This is a genomic window from Intestinirhabdus alba, from assembly GCF_009711095.1.
In the GTDB taxonomy this organism is placed as follows: Bacteria; Pseudomonadota; Gammaproteobacteria; order Enterobacterales; family Enterobacteriaceae; genus Intestinirhabdus; species Intestinirhabdus alba.
Window position 1 is genome coordinate 31285 of sequence record NZ_WMJZ01000011.1, and the last position, 22681, is coordinate 53965.

A 22681-nucleotide genomic window follows, 5' to 3' on the forward strand; every position below is an offset into this window, starting at 1 on the left:
GTAATTAACGACGAGCCAGAATAATTTCCGGTGGTTGTTTGATCTGCAAAAAAAACGGCCAGATGCTGCACCTGCAGAAACAGTGAGAAAATAAAAGAAAAGTTTTTGGCAATTGCGGACGGATCAGAAGGTTAATGAGATTGGTGGCAAGGCTAACAGATAAAAAATATTCGCCAGTTTGTAAGAAACCATTAAAAAATAATAAATTATTATAAATCAGTCTATTAAAATCAAAATCTATTAAAGATGATGCGCCAAATGCGGCATTTACCCCTCTTCTCATACGATAAAAAACAAAATAAGCATTTTCTTAAAAATAAATTCATCGCGAATTTTAAGGCAGTTTATCTGAAAGCCAGCCGGTGAAAAGTGGCGGAACCTGAATAACCTGCTAAACCTTGCAGAGACATGGAAAATTTAATTCCAGCCCCTGAGTCAATGAGGCTGCATGACGCTGCGCAACCTATTCTGAAAAGCCGCCGGGCCGTCCCAGGGGATGAGGCCACCAGCCAGAAACAGACGGCAAGCGATAAACGGGTCAGCACCGACTCTGCATAGCTTCTGAGCACAGGCGCAGCCAACGGGCAGGCAGCTTTACAGTATGACGGGTATCTCCTCCCCTTTATGACGGATAGTTAAGGACACTATGATGGCCGACGTCGGTTTTGTTTATAAGCTTAATGCACAAATGAATCTCGAATTTCATGCGTCCAATCTGTATCTGCACCTGAGCGAATGGTGTTCCGAGCACAGCCTGAGCGGCACCGCCGTCCTGCTGCGCGCCCAGGCGCAAAGCAATGTGACCCAGATGATGCGCATGTTCAATTTTATGAAAAGCGTCGGGGCTAACCCGGTGGTAAAAGCCTTTGAAGTAAGCGGCGGGGAGCTAAACTCGCTGGAGGAGCTGTTCCAGAAGACGCTGGAAGATTTCCGCCAACGCGCCGATACGCTCTCCCGGCTGGCCGATGAGGCCAGCGCAATGAGCGATGCTGCAACCTTTAATTTTCTGCATAACCTCGAAGTCGAGCAGCAGCAGAACGGCCTGCTACTGCAAACGCTGCTGGAGGAAGTGCGCCGCGCAAAACGGGCGGGGCTTTGCCTGGCCCAGACCGACCAGCGCCTGCTGAGCATGGCGAGCCATCGTCCGCACTAACGTCCTGCGCTGCCCGCCCGCGGGTAGCGCCTTAGCCCCCAGCCCCTTTCCTCCCCTTCTTCGCGAGAGACGCAAAAAGAGTTTCCATTTTTGAAACAGAGGTCTATTTTTATGGCTCCTGCCCGCCCGCGCCGGTTCCCGGCCCCCTGGCGATAGCCTCGCCCTGTATAAGCCGGCGGCCGGTGTTACGCGCCCGGCGGCGAAAGCGGTGAGACAATGAGCGAGGCGGCTAACGTTCTGCGTCTCAGCAGCCCAGACGCGGGGGAAAATGTTGCCGGTGCTGGCGATGAAAAAACCGGCGGAGCCGATTTTTTATCAGAACATGGCTCCCGGCGGGACATCTTTAAAGGTTCTGCAGTAGCTTTCAAACATGCTTTTCAGGATCTTGCGCAGCTTCATATTAGGCTCCGTTAAACAATCAGGCAGGCGTCACTTTTTGTAGGCACATAATATGATCTGAATCACACAGATCAAGTATTTCGTGATACAGGTCACGTTTTATTTTCTCTACAATAGCTGCACTTTTTCGTCTCTGCTTTTTTAAATCAATAAGATACGCTTTTACAGTTTTCGCTGAAATTTTAAATTTTTTTTGATATGGCAAGTTAACTATGCGTGAAAAAATAGCCGTTAAGCCCCGACAGGGCGGACTTTCCCCCGCCGCGCTGCTGGTCGCCGGGGCGTTCTTTATGGAGTTTATCGACGGCACGGTGATTGCCACCGCGCTGCCGGAGATGGCCAGGAGCTTCGGCGTTGAGGCGGTCGATCTCAATATTGGCATCAGCGCCTATCTGATCACCCTGGCGGTGCTCATTCCGGCCAGCGGCTGGATTGCCGACCGCTTTGGCGCGCGCAGGATCTTCACCCTTGCGCTGGCGATATTTACCCTCGCCTCGGTGCTGTGCGGCCTTTCCGGCAATCTGATGACTTTCCTGGCGATGCGGATCCTGCAGGGGGTCGGCGGCGCGCTGATGGTGCCGGTCGGCCGCCTGGCGGTGCTACGCACCACGCCAAAACCGCAGCTTATTACCGCTATCGCCACCCTGACCTGGCCCGCGCTGGTGGCCCCCATTATCGGGCCGCCGCTCGGCGGCTTTATCACCAGCTACGCGAACTGGCGCTGGATCTTCTTTATCAATGTACCGCTGGGCCTGCTGGCCATGGCGCTGGCCCTGCGCATCATTCCCGATATTAAAGATAATACCCGCCGCCCCTTTGACCTGCCCGGCTTCCTGTCCACCTCGGTTGCGATGGTCAGCCTGGTCTACGCCATGGAGCTGATGGGCGCACAGCGGCCCCAGGGCTGGCTTATCGTCGGCCTGCTGGTGCCCGGTGCGCTCGCCCTTCTGTTCGCCCTGCGCCATTTTCAGCGCGCCAGCCATCCGATGATTCGCCTGGAAGCGATGCGGGTGCCGACCTTTCGCGTCACGATGTACGGTGGCTCGCTGTTTCGCGCCTCCATCAGCGCGGTGCCCTTTTTGCTGCCGCTGATGTTCCAGGTCGGCTTTGGCATGAACGCCTTTCAGGCCGGTTCGCTGGTGCTGGCGGTGTTCGTCGGCAATCTGACCATTAAGCCCGCCACCACGCCGCTGATCCGCTGGCTGGGCTTTAAAAAGCTGCTGTTGATTAACGGCGCGCTGAACGTGCTGACGCTGCTGGCCTGCGCGCTACTGACTCCCGGCACCCCGGTTTGGGCAATTCTGCTGGTACTCTACCTGGGCGGGGTGTTCCGCTCCATCCAGTTTACCGGCGTCAGTACGCTGGCCTTTGCCGACGTTCCTCCGGAGCAGATGAGCTACGCCAACACGCTGTTCAGCACCGCCACGCAGCTGGCGGTAGGGCTGGGGATTTCGCTGGGGGCCATCGGCATCCGCGTCGGGGCTGCGGTCAGCGACTGGCTGGATATCTCCGCCATTCCGGGCATCAGCTTTCGCCTCGCCTTCGTGGTTATCGCGCTGATCTGTCTGGTGGGAATGGTGGATACGCTGCGGCTGACGAAGAGCGCGGGCAGCGCGGTTTCGGCGAAGAAAACGTAACGGCCAATCCAGCGGCCGTTACTATCCCGGACTGTACAGCGGCTCAGGGATAAGACGAGTCACATGCAGCCTGAAGCGGGAGGGAGAGATCAGGCGAGGATTTCGCGCACGAAGGCTTCAATCTCTTTATCCTGGCAGTTATCAAAGAAGCACTGCTGGAAGCGCGGGCCGGAAACGGCGGTTTTCACCAGTTCAGGATCGATAGCGCGCAGGGTATCGAGATAGTTCTCTTTCACCACCGCCGCTTTCACCTGGTTCAGGATGCCCGCATTGCGCACCTGCGGCTCTTTACGCTCCGGCGGATAGCCCTCGCCGCTGCGGCCGGTGAACGCTTTTTCGAAAATAAAGCGTACGTTCAGCTCCGCGCCCCAGCCAAAGCCTTTGGCAAACGGTAAGGAGAGCGCGTTGCCGTTGTTGATCTGGGCAAACAGGAAGGCGTCGGCCGGATCGATACAGTAGCCGCACACCACGCCCGGATGGATGTTCAGGGACATCAGCGCCCCCTGGCCGGTGCCGCAGCCGGTAATGACAAAGTCAACCGCCCGGGCGTTCAGCAGAATGCTGGCCATAATGCCCAGATGAATATAGGTCAGATGATGGTCGTTCTCATCGCTCATCCCGACGTTAAACACCGGGAAGCCTTTCTCATCCGCAACCGCCCTGAGTTCCTTATGAACGATGGCGTTTTTGCCGGCCTGGCTGTTTTCCATCATCAGTGCAATTTTCATTCTCTTTTCTCCTGAATGCGCTGGGGGAGATCCCCGCCGTGAGTCATAACGTTCAGGCAACATTACTACGACATAAACATGATTTCAAATTTACTGAAAAATAGTTTTATAAATTTGAAAGAGCCTCACACTTTTGCCGCCGTTGGAATCGGTCGTCACAATTTATACCCTAAATAATTCGAGTTGCATGACAAAACGCAGCGCGTTTTGAACAGCCGTAGCGCTGGCCCCGAAGGGGTGAGGCCTCAGGCCGAATCACGCGGCAAGCGAGCGACAAATTCGTCAGGAACGAATTTGCCCGACCGCAGGTCACCTTCGGTGAGGGACAGGGATGTCCCTCATTCATCTCCGGGAGCATAGCAAACACTGTGACCGGGGTGAGTGACAAATCTGTCGGGAGCAGATTTGAACGCCGCGCAGCGGCGGCCCGTCAGGGCGAGTCTCATGGATGAGACGAGTAACCCGTAGCCAACGCACATGCAGATTGAAGTATGACGGGTATAGCCAGCTATTCGGGCCATTGATTCAGCCGGGACAGCGTTAGAATTGTCCGTCACCGATCATGCAGGGTGTTATTATGAAAATTCTTTTCTTTACGCTTTCTCTATGCTTCCTGTCCGGCTGTACCTTCACCAGAGAGGCGAGGGTCAGCGAAGTCAGCCCGGTCAGCGGCGTGGTTCGCCTGACCTATAACCAGCTGCCGCTGCAAAACGCACGAACCGATACCTGCGTTACCCATGCCACCGCCGCCCGCGAGTGCCGACGGCTGGGCTACGCCGATGCGCTGGCGTTTGGTCTGCCGGTCGCCACCTGCAGCCTGTATGCCGGGCCGCTGTGTCTGAATCATCAAATCACCCTCGCCTGGCAGTGTCGAAGCGCGAAAACGACGCCCTGTTAATTCCACCGTCCGGCCGGGTCTGCCTGACCGGTTTTAATTTCGCAAGCGGTAATACGTTTTATTCCCATTCGTATTGTTATCTTCTGTATTTATTATTTTACCTTTTGCAAATAATTAAATAACAAATTATAGTGACGCCACTTTACGAATAAATAATGTCTGCGGAGCCAACTATGCTTAAAATGGAAATGATTGATAAACTCAATGAGCAAATGAACCTGGAGCTATACTCATCCCTGCTTTATCAGCAGATGAGCGCGTGGTGCAGCTACCACAGCTTTGAGGGTGCCGCAGCCTTTTTGCGTCGCCACGCCCAGGAGGAGATGTCGCACATGCAGCGCCTGTTCGACTATCTGACCGACACCGGCAGCCTGCCACGTATTAATACCGTCGCCTCACCGTTTGCCGAATATAACTCTCTGGACGAGTTATTCCGCACCACCTATGAGCACGAGCAGCTGATTACCCAAAAAATTAACGAGCTGGCCCACGCCGCCATGACCAGCCAGGACTATCCAACCTTTAATTTCCTGCAGTGGTACGTTGCCGAACAGCATGAAGAAGAGAAGTTATTTAAATCCGTTATCGATAAATTAACCCTGGCGGGTAAAAGCGGTGAAGGGCTCTATTTTATCGATAAAGAGCTTGCCACTCTCGACGGCGAGAAGTAAGGCCGGAGGTTTCCCCGGCCTGCGGTCAGTACAGGCGCTGGGGCCGGGTGATACGTCAGAACGGTGAGGCCACGACTCACCGTTCTGATTGATGACAAAGAGGGAAAAACGTGGTTTTTCCCTCTTTGTGGTTAGCAGCCAAAAATCAATGAATTGATTTTCCTTGTTTATTTTTGTGGTGATTATGGCCGAACAAGTTCGGCCTGGGGTTTGTCATCAGTCTCAACGGTGAGGCCACGCCTCACCGTTTTTTATTAATGGCGGCAAATTTTACTTTCGTGGGTGGTGAAACCGTCTTCCCGGGGAATAAATTTACCCTTCGCCGCCAGCAGCGCCACCAGCTCCCCCGCCGTCAGCTCAGACGCCGAGCAGGTGTGAAAACGCGCCTGTTCACCAAACCGCGCAACGATCGCCGCTTCGAGGCTGGCGTGTGAATACTGCTCGCCGGATTCAATCATCATATTTAATACTTCGTGACCGTGAATGGAACTCATATCCCCTCCTGAAAATAAAGCCCGTAGCCTGACAGAGAACGCCGCGCCGCGCTTTGCGCTAACGCAGGTTTCCTGCCGGCCCTTTACCGTAAAGTTATATGTACAGTATTTGTAACGTGCATTTGACGTAAATAGCGGATTCCTTTACCCTGCGCCGCAGATATCTCTGATGTATAACGCCAGGACAGAGGAAAGCGTGAAAAACAGAACCCTGGGAAGTATTTTTATCGTTGCCGGAACCACTATCGGGGCGGGTATGCTGGCCATGCCGCTGGCGGCGGCCGGCATCGGCTTCGGCGTCACGCTGGCGTTACTGGTTGGGCTATGGCTGCTGATGTGTTATACCGCGCTGCTGCTGCTTGAGGTCTACCAGCACGTTCCGGCGGATACCGGCCTCGGCACCCTGGCGAAGCGCTACCTCGGGCGCTACGGTCAGTGGCTCACCGGGCTGAGTATGCTGTTTCTGATGTACGCCCTTACCGCCGCCTACATCAGCGGCGCGGGGGAGCTGATCGCCGCCAGCCTCAGCGACGGGTTCGGGGTCTCCGTCTCTCCGAAGGCGGGCGCACTGCTGTTCACCTTTGTGGCCGGCGGGGTGGTTTGCGTCGGCACCTCGCTGGTGGATCTCTGCAACCGCTTTCTCTTCAGCGCCAAAATTATCTTTCTGGTGCTGATGCTGGCCCTGCTGATGCCGCACGTGCACGCCGTCAATCTGCTCACCCTGCCGCTGCAGCAGGGGCTGGCGCTCTCCGCCATCCCGGTGATATTCACCTCGTTTGGTTTTCACGGCAGCGTACCGAGCATCATCAGCTATCTCCACGGCGACACGGGCAGGCTGCGCCGGGTCTTTATTATTGGCAGCGCTATCCCGCTGGTGGCCTATATCTTCTGGCAACTGGCGACGCTGGGCAGCATTCACTCCACCATTTTTAGCGGGCTGCTGGCCAGCCACAGCGGGTTAAACGGCCTGCTGCAGGCCCTGAGGGAGGTTGTCGCCTCGCCGCACGTTGAGCTGGCGGTGCATCTGTTCGCCGATCTGGCGCTGGCCACCTCGTTCCTCGGCGTGGCGCTGGGGCTGTTTGATTATCTGGCGGATCTGCTTCAACGCCGCAATTCACCGGGCGGTCGCCTGCAGACCGGGCTGATAACCTTCCTGCCGCCGCTGGCGTTTGCTATTTTCTATCCGCGCGGGTTTGTTATGGCGCTGGGCTATGCGGGGGTAGCGCTGGCGGTGCTGGCGCTGTTGCTCCCGGCCCTGCTGGCGTGGCGAAGCCGCAAGCACAATCCGCAGGCGAACTACCGCGTGGCGGGCGGCGCGCCGGCATTAGCGGTGGTGTTTGTCTGCGGCATTGGGGCCATCGGCGTCCAGTGTGGCATTGCCGCCGGGCTGTTGCCGCAGGTGGGTTAAGAAGGGGCAGACGGCGTCCCACCGTCGGACGCCGTTCCGTTGCCCGCTTCAGGTCAGGTGCCGTGGTTGCAGTCAGTGCAGGCAGCACTGCTTATATTTCTTGCCGCTGCCGCACGGGCAGGGTTCATCCCGATCCGATCTGACATCCGACAACGCCTGTCGGTACGCCATCCAGTATGCGTGCAGATCCAGCACCGCCTGGCGAATGGCGTCCACGCTCTGCGCAAATGCCTCCGGCGACAGCCTGTCGAGACGCTCGAAGTTCTCCTCGCTGCCGTGCAGCGCGATGGCCTCCAGCGCCGGCCGCAGAGCGTCAGGCAGCGCCGACCAGTCTGAAAGCGCCACGCCGCGCATATAGCCAAAGCACCACTCTTCCACAATTTCGATTTCGCGGCCGTCGATTTCACGCAGCCCGAACAGCGGCGCGTACTGCTCCGGAAAGTCGTTCAGCCGCTCGGCGGTGTCGTCCCGATGCTGAAGCGCCAGCGCGGTAAAGCGCTGCTTCTCTTCCGCAGAGGACCAGCGTGGCACATGCTGCGGCCCGCCCCACGCGGCGTCCAGCCACTGCTCCGGTGCAATGTATTCGGGGGCGCTGAGCACGGCGGTAAGTAAACCATCCAGCTCGGCGACGTCCAGAATGGCATATTCCGTATTGTATTTCGTCAGTACTTCGTCCAGCCACTCAAGCTCGCTTTCGTTTAACGGTCCCGTTTTCATAACGCTTTTCCTCAGTGAAATAGACGTGCCAGCGCCCATCTTACATGGCAGAGGGGATAACGGATACCTGTTGCGCCGCCCGCAGTTCACAGAACGGCATAACGGGCGGCGGGAAAGCCAATGCGGGCACGCTTATCTTAGCGACGACAGATAGTGATTCGATCGCCAGGGAGGATCGTTGCCGGCGTCGGCCCGCTCAGGTGCACCGTACCGGGTAGCTCCGCCTCAGCGGCACCATTAAAACTTAACGTAATATGCCCCAGCCGCTGCAGATTAGCCGTCGCGACGCTGCCGACGGCGGTGATCTGCCGGACCGACTCATTGATTTTTATATGCAGCCCCGGGAGCAGAGCGCCGCTTAATTTTCCGGGACGATGCACGGCGCAGTAATCGGCAATAGCCGCCGGTACAGGGTCTGCGAACAGAATAAGCCTCTGCTGCTGCAAAGCGCGCGCAACAAACCGGCCGACAGAGATAATCTCCAGGTGATACAGGGATTCCGCCATATTCTCTACTCTTTATCGGGCGCAGAGGCGAGCGGCAGCGGCTTCTCCTGCGCGGCTATGTTTACCGGTTCCGGCATCCGCGCCTTTAGCCGTTTATCAAACCAGGCCACCAGGACCGGCGCGGTCAACATGGTAATGATGCTGGCGGTGGCGAGCTGTGCCGTCGCGGCGTCGACATACACCATTAGCGAGGGATCCGCCTGCGCCACCATCGCCGGCGTCAGCGCGGAGCTGGCGGCAGTGGTTCCCAACGCTGCGCCCAGCGCCGTTTTCCTCTTCAGAAACAGGTTATAGAGAAAGAAAAAGAGAATGCCGGTCAGCGCCGAAATGATGCCCAGCAGAATGCCGGACAGCCCGGCGCTGAACACCGTGTTAATGCTGGAGTTTGCCCCGATGGCAAACGACATAATGATAATAATAAGCGGCTGGGAGGCCGTGCAGAGCTGCTTGAAGCGCTCATCAAGATTGCCCCACAGCATTCCGATCAGCAGCGGGATCAGCATCGACAGCAGCGCCGCAAAGGGAATATTCGCCAGACCGCTCACCCCGAGCACCATCATGGTGACGAAGGGACCGTCCTTTATGCAGAACACCGAGATCGCCCCGGCATCGCTGGCGTCGCCGTAGTTGCTGCATAAAGCGATATAGAGCGAGCTGTTGGAGCTGGTCAGACAGGCGACAAAAGCCAGCGTGGAAATGCCGAGAAAACCCGCCGGGCCAAACGTGGTGCCCACGATCCATACCGCCAGCGCCCCGGCAATACATTTTAGCGCCAGCAGCACCGCCCCCTTATATAAGGGCAGCCCCGCCTGACGAATATTGATTGATGTTCCGCATATCAGCAGAAATATTCCCATCATGGCGCTGGAGCCGACCTTAAAGAGCGCGGTGGTCGGCCCGCCGATCGCCAGAACCTGAGGGGCAAAGGTATTAAGCAGAATAGCCACCAGAAGCGGAATAATAATCAGCCCGCCGGGCACTTTATTCATTTTCTCGAATAGATTAATTTTCATAAAATAACTCGCATCCAGAGTACACAGGTAAGTTATTTACGACGCACTGCCCGAACGTTGTTCGCGTCGCATCGTATATTCTCCACCGGTAATTCGCCTGCATAACGGCGGCGGACGAACGGCAAATGTATCAACCACGAGTTTGCCCTGCCGCAGGCTAATTCGGGTGAGAGCCTGGGATATTCCTCATTTATTTCCCGTCGCCGGGCTAACGCTTCCCCCGCCTGGGCACGTCTCAGAGCGCCTGCGTACATACCGCCTGAATTATGGCGGACAGCGCGCTAATACCGGAGCGTATCCGCAGTTCGTGTGGATGATTCGCGAAGCTCATCCTCCGGGCCGCCCTGAAGGGCGTTCAAAACCCAGGTTGAAAATAACAAGCCAAATAGCCCTAATGGCCAGACTGTTAGTGCTGTGATTCTTTATAAATAGATTCAACGATGGTGCTGATAATCTCTTCCGGGCCGGTTAACCCTCCCTTTCCTACGCAGATCAGCCCGGCATATTCGCCACCAATAATACGCACCAGATCCGTTTGCGGAATAACGTAGTCAATCATTTCAATTCCCGTCGCGCCCAGCTCCTTTAGTACGTTTACCATCGTATCGCCGCCGGTCATGTACAGGCCTTTAATCGCCTCTGGCCCGCCGTTCAGCATCTCTTTAACGATACGGCCCAGCCCCTTATTGATATTTTCCGCCGCCTGGCCTGGCGCGAGATTAAACCGCCGCTCCTCCTCCTGAAGATCCAGCAGCCTGCCGGTCAGCGCCGACTCAAAGACAAACAGCGCGTTTTTATGGTCGGTCGCACACTTCTGCGCCTGACGAACAACGCGGCCGATCTCGATCTCCGCCGCGTTAGCGCGGTCGACCAGCAGCTCGGCATCCACCGGAATGTGGCATACCCGCTCGTTATGCTCGATCACATGGCGAAGCTGTTTTTTCGTTACCGGCGTTGCGCTTCCGGCGACGATAACCACCGCCCCCCGCCGGGCGCTCTCGGGCTGCGCCTGCGGCTCGGCGCGGATTTCCGCATGCATCAGGCCGCGGCGCAGGGCCAGCCGCTCGGTAAACGGCCCCGGATCCACCGCCAGCACGTTCCAGTTCAGCGCCACCACCGCCCGGGCGATGGCGTCCACATCGTCGAGCGTAATGGCATCAACGACGATCAGCCGCGCCCCTTCCTGCTGGCGCGCCCGCAGCTGCTCCAGGATCGCCGCATCGCCCTGAATAACCTTTGAGAGCGTAATGTGGCCGACCTGATGCCGGGTTTGGTTCGCCAGCAGCCCCGGCACCCAGGAGTCGGTAACCGGCGTGCGTACGTCGCGGGCCACGTCGGTGCAGGAGAGCGCCACCGAATCAATCACCGAGTAGCCGCCAACCAGAATACGCCGGGACTGCGGCATCGCCGGCACCACCACCGCCACCGTCGCTTCGGGCAGCAGATCCAGCATGGCGTCGATTTCGTAGCCAATTCCGCCGCGCAGAGTGGTGTCGATGCGCTTGGTAAACCAGTGTGCCCCGCGCGCCTTCAGCTGCCGCACCGCGGCGCTTACCCGCAGCTGGGCCTCCGCTTTCGGCAGCGGCCGGCTGTCGCTGCTTATCACCATCGCCGGATAGTCCACGGCGTTGCGCGCAAACGAGTCGCTATCAAAAAATGCCGCCGTTTTCAGGCCGCTTCGCGCCAGCAAAACCCCTACGGTGGTCGCCCCGGTAAGGTCGTCCGCCACGATGCCAAGCTTCCCCCCTTCCCCGGCGGGCCAGACCATTTCAATACAGGCGGGCGTCACCCCGGAAACGTAGAGATCCTCCCGGATGAACTCCGCCAGCGGGCCGCTTTTGCCGGTTGGGTGCAGGTTAACGGTGGGGATGCCGCGTTTCGGATACAGCCCGCAGCGCAGCGTTCCGCCGCAGTCAATGACCATGATCCCGATTTCGCTTTCCGCCGGTTCGCCGGACTTAAAAACGTCCACCGACGCCCAGCCGGTCAGTTCACTCAGGCGATCCACCACCGCAGGGCGAATGCCCCCGGTGATATAAGCGATTTTCTTCGGCTGGCCGAGAGCGACCTTTAGCGGCCCGCCCCAGCCTTTACTTCCTTTCGCAATTAACAGATATTTTTCCATTGTCGATCCCTCAGCAGATATACCCGTCATACTTCAGGTTGCCTGTGCGTTAGCTTTATTCGATCCAGGGCCTCACCCCTTCGGGGCCAGCCCTGGGTCTGTTCAAAGCGCGCTGCGTTTTGTCCTGCAACCCGAATTATTTAGGGTATAAAACGCCCTGTTGCTGTTTCATTTTCCAGTAGCGCGCCGAGACCAGCGTCGATTCCAGCATGCCGATGGTGCTCGCCTTACCCGTTCCGGCAATATCAAACGCCGTGCCGTGATCCACCGAGCTGCGCATAAACGGCAGGCCGAAGGTGATGGTGATCGAGCGTTCAAAATCCAGGGTTTTACAGGCGATATGCCCCTGATCGTGATACAGGGACAAAATGGCGTCGTAGTTGCCCTGTTTGCCCAGGTGAAAGACGGAATCCGCCGGTACGGGACCAATGGCGTTGATGCCCAGCGCCTGTGCGTCCCGCACTGCCGGAATCAGGTTATCCGCCTCTTCATGGCCAAACAGGCCGTTATCGGAGCCGTGCGGGTTCAGTGCCGCAACGGCAATGCGCGGGTTTTCAATATTCAGTGCGCTAAATTCATGATGGATCTGGCGCACGCACTCCAGCACGCGCTCCCGGGTGGCGTAATCGCAGGCCTCTTTCAGGGCCATATGGCGGCTGACGAAAAAGACGCGCAGGTTGTGAACGTGGAACATGGTCAGGCCGTAGTCGGCACCGGTTTCCACCTGATAAATTTCGGTATGTCCCGGCAGCTTACAGCCCGCCAGCTTGATGGCCTCTTTATGAATGGGCGCGGTCGCAACCACGTCAGTCAGCCCCGCCTTGCCCAGCTCAATGGATTTCAGCACATAGTCGAGCGACATTCTGCCCGCCAGCTTCTGCACCTTGCCCCACTCGATGCTGTCGCAGTCATACTCACCGGTTTCCATCACATCGAGCGTGCCCCAGGTAAATTTCGCCTGCTGCGGGTGGCTAATACGATGGATCGGAAAGTGGCAGTTCTGTATTTTCATCGCCCGCTCAACGATCGGCACGGAGCCAATAAGAAAGGGGCGGCACTCCTCATACACCGCCTTTTCCATTAGCGTCGCGACGCTAATTTCCGGACCAACGCCGGCGGGATCGCCAATCGTCACGGCAATTACAGGTTTTTTATCTACAGTCATTGTCTGGCCTCTTAGTGGATTATACCCGTCATACTTCAAGCCGCAGGTGTGTTGGCTTCTGGTTACTCGTCATCCATGAGACTCGCCCTGACGGGCCGCCGCTGCGCGGCGTTCAAGTCTGCTCCCGGGGATAAATGAGGGGCATCCTTGTCCCTCACCGAAGGCGATCTGCGATCGGGCAAATTCGTTCCTGCTGAATTTGTCGCTCACTTGCCGCGTGATTCGGCCCGCGGCCTCACCCCTTCACATGCAACCCGAATTATTTAGGCTATACACGGCATATGATCATATGTTCAATAGAACATCATATGCGCAAGAGGCTAACCGATGAATATTGATTGATAAGTGATTGCAATCACATAAAAAAGCTAAGGTCATTTTTTGATGGCAAAAACGTGATCTAACATATATTCATTCACTGAACATATATTCAGAAAAGGCCTGGTAATTGTTATCCTGCAGACGGACTTTAACTGCCTCACTACATAAAAATAGCGATGCCGCCGGGTCCTGTTATTCCCTGAACAATTCGCAATACATAATGAAACGCGGGGCGCTGTGAAAAGCCACGAAGCGCGCCCGGAAGGCGTGAAGCTTCAGGCAGAATCTCCTGCAGGCCGGACCGTGCCAGCTGCGGCAACATACCGTCGTGCAGGAACCTGAGAATAAACTTAACTGCCGCGATAAAAAGAGGACGTTTCCCCACAGGAGAAAATACAGCCCCCTCGAATTAAAAAGCGGGCGCTGGAGAAATATCTGGCGCAAAGTGATTTGCAACGGGGAAATTAGCGGTTGAACGATATATACCCGTCATACTTCAGGCTGGATGTGTGTTGGCTACGGGTTACTCGTCTCATCCAAGAGACTCGCCCTGACGGGCCGCCGCTGCGCGGCGTTCAAATCTGCTCCCGACAGATTTGTCACTCACCCCGGTCACCGTGTTCGCTATGCTTCCGGGGATGAATGAGGGACATCCCTGTCCCTCACCGCAGGCGACCTGCGGTCGGGCAAATTCGTTCCTGACGAATTTGTCGTTCACTTGCCGCGTGATTCGGCCTGAGGCCTCACCCCTTCGGGGCCAGCGCTACGGCTGTTCAAAACGCGCTGCTTTTTGTCCTGCAACTCGAATTATTTAGGGTATAGACAAGCGCGCCCGTCGCCCGCAGAAAATTAAAAAAGCGCACCGGCGCATTTTTTTAAAATAGCCGCAGGATAAAGGCGGCGGATATTTCACTGCGGCAAAAAAACCAGCCCGCAGGCTGGCCCTGTGGTCAGGTTAACGCGCCGACTAGCCCAGCGTTTTAAACGCCCGGATACGCTGCAGATGGGGCGAAATAGTGCTGAACTTATGCGTCTGATCTTCATCCCAGACGATTTCATAATACGGGCGCAGCGCCCCGAACGTGCGCTGGCTGTCCAGCGCTTCATCACGGCGAGAGAGAATCACCAGGCAGCGGTCGCGGTTTTTCTCGCGAAAGTTGGCGACGCACTTGGTGGCGATATCCGCATACTCTTCGGGGCGGTCGATTTTGCCCTCCATGTTCTCCTGGGGGAACAGGTTCGGGTTAAACACCACCTGACGAATATCGCACAGAAAGCCGATCCGCTCCGCCCAATAGCCTCCGAGGCCGACGCCGCAGATTAGCGGCCTGTCGTCGACGTTCAACTGGAGCATCTTGTCCACTTCCTTCAGCAAATGCTGCATATCGTGTTTAGGATGCCGCGTACTGTAGCCGATTAGCCTGACGTCCGGATCGATAAACTGCAGCTGCAACACCTTTTCATGGTTTCCCGAACTGTTCGAGTCAAAACCGTGCAGATAGATAATCATTTCGCATCCTCACACTCAACGTCTCCCGGAGGGAGTTTCAGCCTGGCTCTTTGACTTCGCAGGGCCGGGCCGCCCGCCGCACTTCCGGAGCCAGACAATCATACGACCGCGGCGATCTTCACGCTGTACGGGCCTGATAAGCGGCTTTCTCTTCCTGCCAGCGATCGTGCAGCTGACTAAGCCGGACGCTGGCCGTTTTCCAGCGCGCAGAGTCCATCAGCTCACGGCGTGAAAACGAGCCGGTATGATGCAGGCGGGCCACGCGCTCCGCCCCGGTCGGCGGCAGATTGTCCAGCACGCTCACCGCCCCCTGACGATTATTACAGACAAGGATCATATCGCAACCGGCCTCCAGCGACGCCTGCGCGCGCTGCGCATAGCTGCCCATCACCGCCGCCCCTTCCATCGACAGATCGTCAGAAAAAATCACCCCGTCATAGCCCAGCTCCTGACGTAGCACCGTCTGCAGCCAGTAGGGCGATCCGCTCGCCGGGCGCGGATCGGCGTCACGGTAAATCACGTGTGCTGGCATAATCGCATCCAGCCTGCCCTCGCTAATCAGAGAACGGAATACCGACATATCCTTAGCGCGAATTTCCGCCTCGGAGCGCGGGTCGGTGGGAGTCTCTTTATGGGAATCGGCGGCCACCGCGCCGTGTCCGGGGAAGTGCTTGCCGGTGGTTTTCATGCCCGCCGCGCGCATGCCGTCAATAAAGCAGCGCGCCATCGCCAGCGCCTTCTGCGGGTCGGCATGATATGCGCGCTCGCCGATGGCGGCGCTGATGTGCCCGACGTCCAGCACCGGCGCAAAGCTGATATCAATGTCCATGGCAATCATTTCGCTGGCCATCAGCCATCCGGCCTCCCTGGCCAGCGTTCCGCCCTCTTCCAGCCCAAGCAGCGCGGCATACGCCTGGGCGGCGGGCAGGCGGGTGAAACCTTCGCGGAAGCGCTGCACCCGGCCGCCCTCCTGATCGACCGCCACCACCAGGCGATGGCGCGACGCCTCGCGGATCTGACGCACCAGCTCGCGCAGCTGCGCCGGATCGTAATAATTACGTGTAAAAAGGATCAGCCCTCCGACCTGCGGATGGGCCAGGATTTCACGCTCCTCCGCATCCAGTTCAAACCCTTCAACATCCAACATAACTGGACCCACACCGATCTCCTCTAACCTTCTGCTAACAGCTGACGCCAGGTTTCATTGGCCAGCCTGATAAACTGTTGTTCGCCGGTCTGCCGCCAGCGATACTCAAACCACCCTGCCTGCAGCATTGCGACCCAGGGACGCCAGCGCCGGACCTGCCGCCAGAGCAGCGCGGGCCGCAGGCGGGCGCGCCGGGCATAGGCCTCCACCAGCCTCTGAAGCTGCGCCTCGTCACCCCAGGTCGACGCCAGCTCCAGCGCGATATCGCCGTCTCCAGCATACTCCCAGTCGATAAGCCGCAGCCCCGCTGGCGTATGCACCAGATTGCCGGGATGGACGTCCATATGCAACGGTGCCAGCCGCAGGGGATTTGGCTCCCCCGCCCGCCGCAGACGCTTTAGCTGTCGCAGCCAGAACGGCGTTCGCCGCGCCGGATCGCCACCCTGCCAGTATTGCTCCAGCAGCGGCAGCAGCGTAATGCGCCAGCCGAAGCGCGGCTGCCGGTGCAGATGATACAGTAAACCGGCCAGCGCGTCGGCTTCCGGCATGTCGGCTTTCACCTCGCCCGGCAGCCAGGCCACCGCCATCCAGCCCCCGGCGTAGAAACAGGGCGCGGGCGCAAGGCTTTCCGGAAGACGCGAAAGCGCCCGGTAGTGGCGCAACAGACGCGACGCCGGCGCGCAGGGATCGTGGTGCTGACGCAAAACGACGCGCCGGGCACCGCTTTCGAGGATAATGCCGCCGCCGCTTAACCCGGTTTCAGCCGACCCGACGGGATGATAATGCGGAAAATAGCGCGACAGCACCTCGTCGCGCGTCAGAGATTTATTGCTGCTGGACCGCACCTTTACCTGACCAGATAATTTCACCGGTTTGCACCAGCATAAGCTGCATCTGCAGCGATGGCGCATTGACGTTGCCGGATGCGCTGGAGTAGAGCACATAGTTCGCGCCGACGTTGCGGGCAATGCCAATCGCTTTGCTACGGGTGCCCAGGCTGTCCTGGGGCGACAGCCCCAGCTGCTGCTTGGCCATTGACAGCTGCTGCGAGGAGACCAGGGTAAACTTGCCGTTGTTGGCCAGCGCGTTGCGCAGGGTTTCGGTCGCCTCGCCCGCATTCAGGGAGCCATTGGTGCGGTTATTGACGCCGTCCACCAGCAGCACGCTGCCTGCGGTAACGCCGTCGGCCTGTAGCATCTTGCCTACCATCGGCTGCATCGCGCCGTTCCAGTCATAATGGCGTACGCGCGGCGCGGGCTGCGCGGTTTGATCTTCATGCTCAATCGCGTCCGGCTGTCCCGGCATCGGCGGGACCGTCGGCACTACCGGCACCTGCTGCTGGGGCGGCGGCGGCGGCGTTATTTCCACCTCTTCGACCGGCGCTGGCTCATTGCGCAACTCACAGCCGGTGAGGAATATCGCCAGCGCGGCAATCAGAGCGTAGCGACCTGTTTTTGTCATCAAATTTCACCCCTTACAAGTAAAGATAAAGTCTGACCTTGCGCGCCCCCAGAGAGCTGGCGCTGCCGTACAGCGTGACCGCCGAACGCGCCGGGATCGTCACGCTGCGCGGCGCTTCCAGAGGATGCATCTCCAGCCCTCTGGCGTCATACCAGTAAAAACGATAATGGACGGTAACGGGTTCTTGCCTCTCGTTATAGAGGGTTGAGGATGCAGAGGCGCTTATACCGGAGGTCGACAGCGACGGCTTTTGCGCCGTGATGCCGGCGGCCAGCAGGGTTGACTCCATGACCAGCGTCTGCTCATCGCTGACCGCAATTTCAGGCGTCGAGCCACAGCCCACGAGCAGCAGCGTCAGCGACAGCGCCAGACATCCTCGTCTCATCGCTACAGCCCTTTTTGCGCAAGCATGGGGCCAAGCGCGCGTCCGCCCAGCAGGTGCATATGGATGTGATACACCTCCTGGCCGCCGTGACGATTAGTATTGACAATCAAGCGGTAACCGTCCTGGGCAATACCTTCCTGTTCGGCAATTTTGGCCGCCACAACGATCATCCGACCCAGCGCCTGTTCGTGCCCGGCGGTGACGTCGTTGACGGTGGGGATCAAAATATTGGGGACGATCAAGATATGCGTGGGTGCCTGAGGGGCAATATCGCGAAACGCGGTGACCAGTTCATCCTGGTAAACGATATCCGAGGGAATTTCACGACGAATAATTTTGCTGAATATAGTCTCTTCTGCCACGACCTTGTCCTTTGTGAAAATGACCATGCTACGCTGAGCCACAGGTTGAGTATATACCCTAAATAATTCGAGTTGCAGGACAAAACGCAGCGCGTTTTGAACAGCCCCCGACTGGCCCCGAAGGGGTGAGGCCTTCAGGCCGAATCACGCGGCAAGCGAGCGACAAATTCGTCAGGAACGAATTTGCCCGTCCGCAGGTCGCCTGCGGTGAGAGACAGGGATGTCCCTCATTCATCCCCGGGAGCATAGCAAACATTGTGACCGGGGTGAGTGACAAATCTGTCGGGAGCAGATTTGAACGCCGCGCAGCGGCGGCCCGTCAGGGCGAGTCTCATGGACGAGACGAGTAACCCGCAGCCAACGCATATGCAGCCTGAAGTATGACGGGTATAGAGTATGAGCGAGTTACTCACGCTCTTTCAACCTTAAGCCACGATTTATTAAGCGAAAACCTACCGCAATGGCGGCTTTCGGACCTTTATACTCACGCCGCTTATGGGATAAGTGAAACGGCCTTTCATCTTTCTGCCGACATACATTTACTTGGTGAATACAAATGCGTATATTTCGCGTTTTCATTTCTGCACTTAGCAAACGTTAGAAATCGAAAAAAGTTTATCGCCTGCCGCAGGCGTTAACCTCATAACAATATTACTCAAGGGTTTTCCGATGTCTTTCACCACTCATATTCGCTGTCTCCAGCGCCAGCCTGGCGCTACGCCCTCGCTATTGGCCGCCTGCATCGCTATGGCGCTGGCCCCTTCCGTTAGCCTCGCCGCTGAAGATACCGTCATCGTGGACGGTTCTGTCGCCGCTGACCAGACAACCGGTGAAGAACAGGATTACAGCGTAAAGACCACCGCCATCGGGACAAAAATGGAGATGGCCCAGCGCGATATTCCACAGTCGGTCAGCCTCGTCAGCCAGCAGCGCATGGAGGATCAGCAGTTACAAAGCCTGGGCGAGGTGATGGATAACACCTTAGGGATCAGCCGCAGCCAGGCCGACTCCGATCGCAGCAGCTATTTTTCACGCGGCTTCGAAATTGATAACTATATGGTTGACGGTATTCCTACCTGGTTCGACGCCCGCTGGAACATGGGCGACGCCCAGTCAGATACCGCGCTGTTTGAGCGCGTGGAGGTAGTGCGCGGGGCCAACGGCCTGATGATTGGGACGGGCAACCCCTCCGCCGCCATTAATATGGTCCGTAAACACGCCACCAGCCGCGAGTTTAAAGGCGATGTGTCTGCGGAATACGGCAGCTGGAACAAGCAGCGCTACGTCATGGATCTCCAGAGCCCGCTGACGGCGGACGGCAGCGTGCGCGGCCGCGTCGTGGGCGGATACCAGAATAATGACGCCTGGCTCGACCGCTACCGTAGCGAAAAGACCTTTTTCTCCGGCATTATTGATGCCGATCTGGGGGCGACCACCCGGCTTTCCGCCGGTTATGAATATCAGCATATCAATACCGACAGCCCTACATGGGGCGGCCTGCCGCGCTGGAATACCGACGGCAGCAGCAACCGCTACGATCGCGCGCGCAGCACCGCCCCGGACTGGGCGTACAACGATAAAGAGAGCAACAAGGTCTTTATCACCCTGAACCAGCGCTTTGCCGACAGCTGGCAGGCAACCCTGAACGCCACCCATAGCGAAGCGAAAATCGACGGCAAAACGATGTACGTTGACGCCTATGTGAATAAAGAGAACGGTATGCTGGTCGGTCCGTACGGCAACTACGGCCCTGGCTTTGACTACGTGGGCGGCACCGGCTGGAACAGCGGCAAACGCAAAATGGACTCGCTGGATCTCTTCGCCGACGGCAGCTACGAGCTGTTTGGACGCCAGCATAATCTGATGCTGGGCGGCGGCTACAGCAGACAAAATAACCGCTATTTCAGCTCCTGGGCGAACGTTTTCCCGGATGAGATCGGCAGCTTCTCCGGCTTCAACGGCAATTTCCCGGAAACCGACTGGCTCCCGCAGGCGCTGGCCGAAGATGATACCACCCACATCAAGTCGCTGTACGCCGCCACGCGCATTTCACTGGCCGATCCGCTGCACCTGATCGTCGGTGCCCGCTACACCAACTGGCGTATTGACACGCTGACCTGGCGCATGGAGAAAAACCACACCACGCCTTACGCGGGGCTGGTTTATGACATTAACGACAGCTGGTCCGCCTACGCCAGCTACACCTCCATCTTCAATCCTCAGAACGAGCGCGACAGCGCCAACAAGTACCTTGCGCCCGTCACCGGCAACAACTACGAGGTGGGCCTGAAATCAGACTGGATGAACAGCCGCCTGACTACCACCTTCTCCGTGTTCCGCATCGAGCAGGATAATCTGGCCCAGTCCACCGGCGTGCCGATCCCCGGCAGCAGCGGCGAAATCGCCTATAAGGCCGTGGACGGCACGGTCAGCAAAGGGGTTGAGTTTGAAGCCAACGGCGCTATCACCGACAACTGGCAGCTAACCTTCGGGGCAACGCGGTGAATCCGAACCTGCCGCGCACCAGCGTGAAGCTGTTCACCCGCTACCGTCTGCCGGCCGTGCCGCAGCTAACCGTCGGGGGCGGCGTTAACTGGCAAAACCGGGTTTATAAGGATACCGTCACCCCGTTTGGCACCTTCCGGGCAGAACAGGGCAGCTATGCGCTGGTGGATCTGTTCACCCGCTACCAGGTAACGGAAAACTTCGCCGTGCAGGGTAATATCAACAACCTGTTCAATAAAACCTACGACACGAATATCGAAGGTTCCATTGTCTATGGCGAACCGCGCAACGTCAGCGTGACGGCAAGCTATCGCTTCTGATTTCTCGCGGCCATAAAAAAGGCAGCCGTCCGGCTGCCTGAGACTGATGACAAAACCCAGGCCGAACTCGTCCGGCCATAATCACCACAAAAATAAATAAGGAAAATCAATATATTGATTTTCGGCTGCTAACCACAAAGAGGGAAAAACCACGTTTTTTCCCTCTTTGTCATCAACCTGAGGCAGCCGTCCGGCTGCCTCAGTTCTCCCCTGGCCGGAGCCTTAGCTGTTACGGATATACTCATCCATTTCCGTTTTCAGGTTATCGGACTTAGTGCCAAAAATAGCCTGGACGCCGGAACCCGCAACCACAACCCCTGCAGCGCCCAGCTGCTTCAGGCTGGCCTGGTCGACTTTGCCGACGTCGGCCACGCTGACCCGCAGACGGGTAATGCAGGCATCCAGGTTGGTAATGTTCTCTTTCCCGCCGAAGGCCGCTACCAGAGCCGGAGCCATTTCGCTGGTGACGCCCGCCTTCGCCCCCTCAATGGCCTCTTCCCGGCCCGGGGTTTTCAGATTCAGCATTTTAATCAGCACGCGGAAGACCACGTAGTAAACGATCGCATAGCCGATACCAACCACCGGGAACAGCCACAGTTTACTGCTGTTGCCGGAGAGAACGACAAAGTCGATCAGACCGTGCGAGAAGGAGGTTCCGTCACGCATCCCCAACAGAATACAGATCGGAAACGCCAGACCGGCCAGAATCGCGTGGATCACGTACAGAATCGGTGCCACGAACATAAAGGAGAATTCGATCGGCTCCGTAATACCGGTCAGGAACGAGGTCAGCGCCGCGGAGATCATGATCCCGCCAACCTTGGCCCGGTTCTCCGGCTTCGCGGAGTGCCAGATGGCGATAGCCGCCGCGGGCAGGCCGTACATTTTAAACAAGAAGCCGCCGGAGAGTTTGCCCGCCTCCGGGTCACCCGCCATATAGCGAGGAATATCGCCGTGGAAGACCTGACCCGCCGCGTTGGTGTATTCACCAATCTGCATCTGGAAGGGAACGTTCCAGATATGGTGCAGACCGAACGGCACCAGGCAGCGTTCAATGAAGCCATAAATACCGAACGCCACGACCGGGTTCTGGTAGGCGGCCCACTGGGAGAAGGACTGAATTAAACTGCCGATCGGCGGCCAGATGAAGGACAGAACGACCCCGGTAAAGATCGCCGCCAGGCCGGAGATAATCGGCACAAAGCGTTTGCCCGCAAAGAAACCAAGATACTCAGGCAGCTTAATTCGGTAGAAGCGGTTAAACATATACGCCGCAATCGCGCCGGAGATGATCCCGCCGAGCACCCCGGTATCCGCCAGGTGTTTATCAGCGATATCTGCCGCAGGAAGATGCAGCACCAGCGGCGCAACCACGGCCATCGTTTTCACCATGATGCCGTATGCAACCACGGCGGCCAGAGCGGAAACGCCGTCGTTATTGGTAAAGCCCAGGGCGACACCGATGGCAAAAATCAGCGGCATGTTAGCAAAAACAGAACCGCCTGCCTCCGCCATCACATGGGACACAACGGCTGGCAGCCAGCTGAAGTTTGCGGAACCGACGCCCAGCAGGATACCTGCGATAGGCAGTACGGAGACCGGCAGCATCAGTGATTTACCGACCTTTTGCAGGTTAGCAAATGCATTCTTAAACATAATTGAGAGTGCTCCTGAGTATTGGTGCTTTTTACGTTTTCACGCCCGGGCGAAGGGGGAGAGACTTCGCCGTGTACAGAGCATCTAAGCGCCCTTTATT

Annotated in this window: 20 protein-coding genes and 1 pseudogene; 6 read left to right on the top strand and 15 right to left on the bottom strand. The window is 57.6% G+C overall.

Annotated elements, in window-relative coordinates:
* The first annotated feature begins 649 nt into the window (after positions 1-649).
* Positions 650-1153, top strand: a complete 504-nt coding sequence (locus GJV78_RS09660; protein WP_155108236.1) for a non-heme ferritin-like protein — start codon at positions 650-652, stop codon at positions 1151-1153.
* Between the two features lie 315 nt (positions 1154-1468).
* Here the strand turns inward: GJV78_RS09660 and azuC are convergent, their stop codons facing one another.
* Positions 1469-1552 (bottom strand): stress response protein AzuC, encoded by an 84-nt coding sequence (gene azuC, locus GJV78_RS09665; protein ID WP_155108237.1) that lies wholly within the window; start codon positions 1550-1552, stop codon positions 1469-1471.
* Between the two features lie 212 nt (positions 1553-1764).
* Here azuC and GJV78_RS09670 point away from each other — a divergent pair, with 212 nt between their 5' ends.
* Positions 1765-3189, top strand: coding sequence for an MFS transporter (locus GJV78_RS09670; protein WP_155108146.1), 1425 nt, complete (start codon positions 1765-1767; stop codon positions 3187-3189).
* 89 nt (positions 3190-3278) lie between these two features.
* Here GJV78_RS09670 and GJV78_RS09675 read toward each other — a convergent pair whose 3' ends face one another.
* Complete coding sequence (locus GJV78_RS09675; protein WP_155108147.1) at positions 3279-3917, bottom strand: RpiB/LacA/LacB family sugar-phosphate isomerase; 639 nt, start codon at positions 3915-3917, stop codon at positions 3279-3281.
* 577 nt (positions 3918-4494) lie between these two features.
* Between GJV78_RS09675 and yecR the strand changes: the two genes are divergently transcribed.
* Positions 4495-4815 carry a YecR family lipoprotein gene (gene yecR, locus GJV78_RS09680; protein WP_155108148.1) on the top strand — a complete coding sequence of 107 codons (321 nt, stop codon included), beginning with the start codon at positions 4495-4497 and terminating at the stop codon, positions 4813-4815.
* 173 nt (positions 4816-4988) lie between these two features.
* Positions 4989-5486: a non-heme ferritin gene (gene ftnA / locus GJV78_RS09685; protein ID WP_155108149.1), complete on the top strand. Its 498-nt coding sequence runs from the start codon at positions 4989-4991 to the stop codon at positions 5484-5486.
* 254 nt (positions 5487-5740) lie between these two features.
* Here the strand turns inward: ftnA and GJV78_RS09690 are convergent, their stop codons facing one another.
* The gene (locus GJV78_RS09690) at positions 5741-5980 is read right to left on the bottom strand and encodes a YecH family metal-binding protein (RefSeq protein ID WP_155108150.1); all 240 of its coding nucleotides are present in this window, start codon (positions 5978-5980) and stop codon (positions 5741-5743) included.
* A 196-nt stretch (positions 5981-6176) separates the two neighbouring features.
* On the opposite strand from GJV78_RS09690, the gene tyrP reads away from it, so the two are divergent.
* On the top strand, positions 6177-7388 hold the full coding sequence (tyrP, locus tag GJV78_RS09695; RefSeq protein WP_167519490.1) for a tyrosine transporter TyrP: 1212 nt from the start codon (positions 6177-6179) through the stop codon (positions 7386-7388).
* Positions 7389-7460: 72 nt separating this feature from the next.
* Here the strand turns inward: tyrP and GJV78_RS09700 are convergent, their stop codons facing one another.
* The 11 genes from GJV78_RS09700 to hinT form a co-directional block, all read right to left on the bottom strand.
* The gene (locus tag GJV78_RS09700; RefSeq protein ID WP_155108152.1) at positions 7461-8105 is read right to left on the bottom strand and encodes a YecA/YgfB family protein; all 645 of its coding nucleotides are present in this window, start codon (positions 8103-8105) and stop codon (positions 7461-7463) included.
* A 137-nt stretch (positions 8106-8242) separates the two neighbouring features.
* Entirely contained in the window at positions 8243-8611 is a 369-nt protein-coding gene (locus tag GJV78_RS09705; RefSeq protein ID WP_155108153.1) for a PTS glucitol/sorbitol transporter subunit IIA, read from the bottom strand.
* Positions 8612-8616: 5 nt separating this feature from the next.
* Positions 8617-9624 (bottom strand): 2-keto-3-deoxygluconate permease, encoded by a 1008-nt coding sequence (locus tag GJV78_RS09710; protein ID WP_155108154.1) that lies wholly within the window; start codon positions 9622-9624, stop codon positions 8617-8619.
* A 406-nt stretch (positions 9625-10030) separates the two neighbouring features.
* Positions 10031-11749, bottom strand: coding sequence for a four-carbon acid sugar kinase family protein (locus GJV78_RS09715; protein ID WP_155108155.1), 1719 nt, complete (start codon positions 11747-11749; stop codon positions 10031-10033).
* Positions 11750-11885: 136 nt separating this feature from the next.
* Complete coding sequence (pdxA, locus tag GJV78_RS09720) at positions 11886-12914, bottom strand: 4-hydroxythreonine-4-phosphate dehydrogenase PdxA (RefSeq protein WP_155108156.1); 1029 nt, start codon at positions 12912-12914, stop codon at positions 11886-11888.
* A gap of 1288 nt (positions 12915-14202) precedes the next feature.
* The gene (gene ycfP / locus GJV78_RS09725) at positions 14203-14745 is read right to left on the bottom strand and encodes an alpha/beta hydrolase YcfP (RefSeq protein WP_155108157.1); all 543 of its coding nucleotides are present in this window, start codon (positions 14743-14745) and stop codon (positions 14203-14205) included.
* Between the two features lie 118 nt (positions 14746-14863).
* Entirely contained in the window at positions 14864-15904 is a 1041-nt protein-coding gene (gene nagZ, locus GJV78_RS09730; RefSeq protein ID WP_167519491.1) for a beta-N-acetylhexosaminidase, read from the bottom strand.
* A gap of 11 nt (positions 15905-15915) precedes the next feature.
* The gene (thiK, locus tag GJV78_RS09735) at positions 15916-16737 is read right to left on the bottom strand and encodes a thiamine kinase (protein ID WP_167519499.1); all 822 of its coding nucleotides are present in this window, start codon (positions 16735-16737) and stop codon (positions 15916-15918) included.
* Entirely contained in the window at positions 16718-17353 is a 636-nt protein-coding gene (gene lpoB / locus GJV78_RS09740; protein ID WP_155108160.1) for a penicillin-binding protein activator LpoB, read from the bottom strand. Before lpoB ends, thiK begins: the two co-directional genes overlap by 20 nt.
* 13 nt (positions 17354-17366) lie before the next feature.
* On the bottom strand, positions 17367-17738 hold the full coding sequence (locus GJV78_RS09745; protein ID WP_155108161.1) for a YcfL family protein: 372 nt from the start codon (positions 17736-17738) through the stop codon (positions 17367-17369).
* A 2-nt stretch (positions 17739-17740) separates the two neighbouring features.
* On the bottom strand, positions 17741-18100 hold the full coding sequence (gene hinT / locus GJV78_RS09750) for a purine nucleoside phosphoramidase (protein ID WP_167519500.1): 360 nt from the start codon (positions 18098-18100) through the stop codon (positions 17741-17743).
* A 669-nt stretch (positions 18101-18769) separates the two neighbouring features.
* Between hinT and fhuE the strand changes: the two are divergent.
* A pseudogene (gene fhuE / locus GJV78_RS09755) lies at positions 18770-20925 on the top strand (ferric-rhodotorulic acid/ferric-coprogen receptor FhuE).
* 222 nt (positions 20926-21147) lie between these two features.
* Here the strand turns inward: fhuE and ptsG are convergent.
* Positions 21148-22581, bottom strand: a complete 1434-nt coding sequence (gene ptsG / locus GJV78_RS09760; RefSeq protein ID WP_155108163.1) for a PTS glucose transporter subunit IIBC — start codon at positions 22579-22581, stop codon at positions 21148-21150.
* Between the last annotated feature and the right edge of the window lie 100 nt (positions 22582-22681).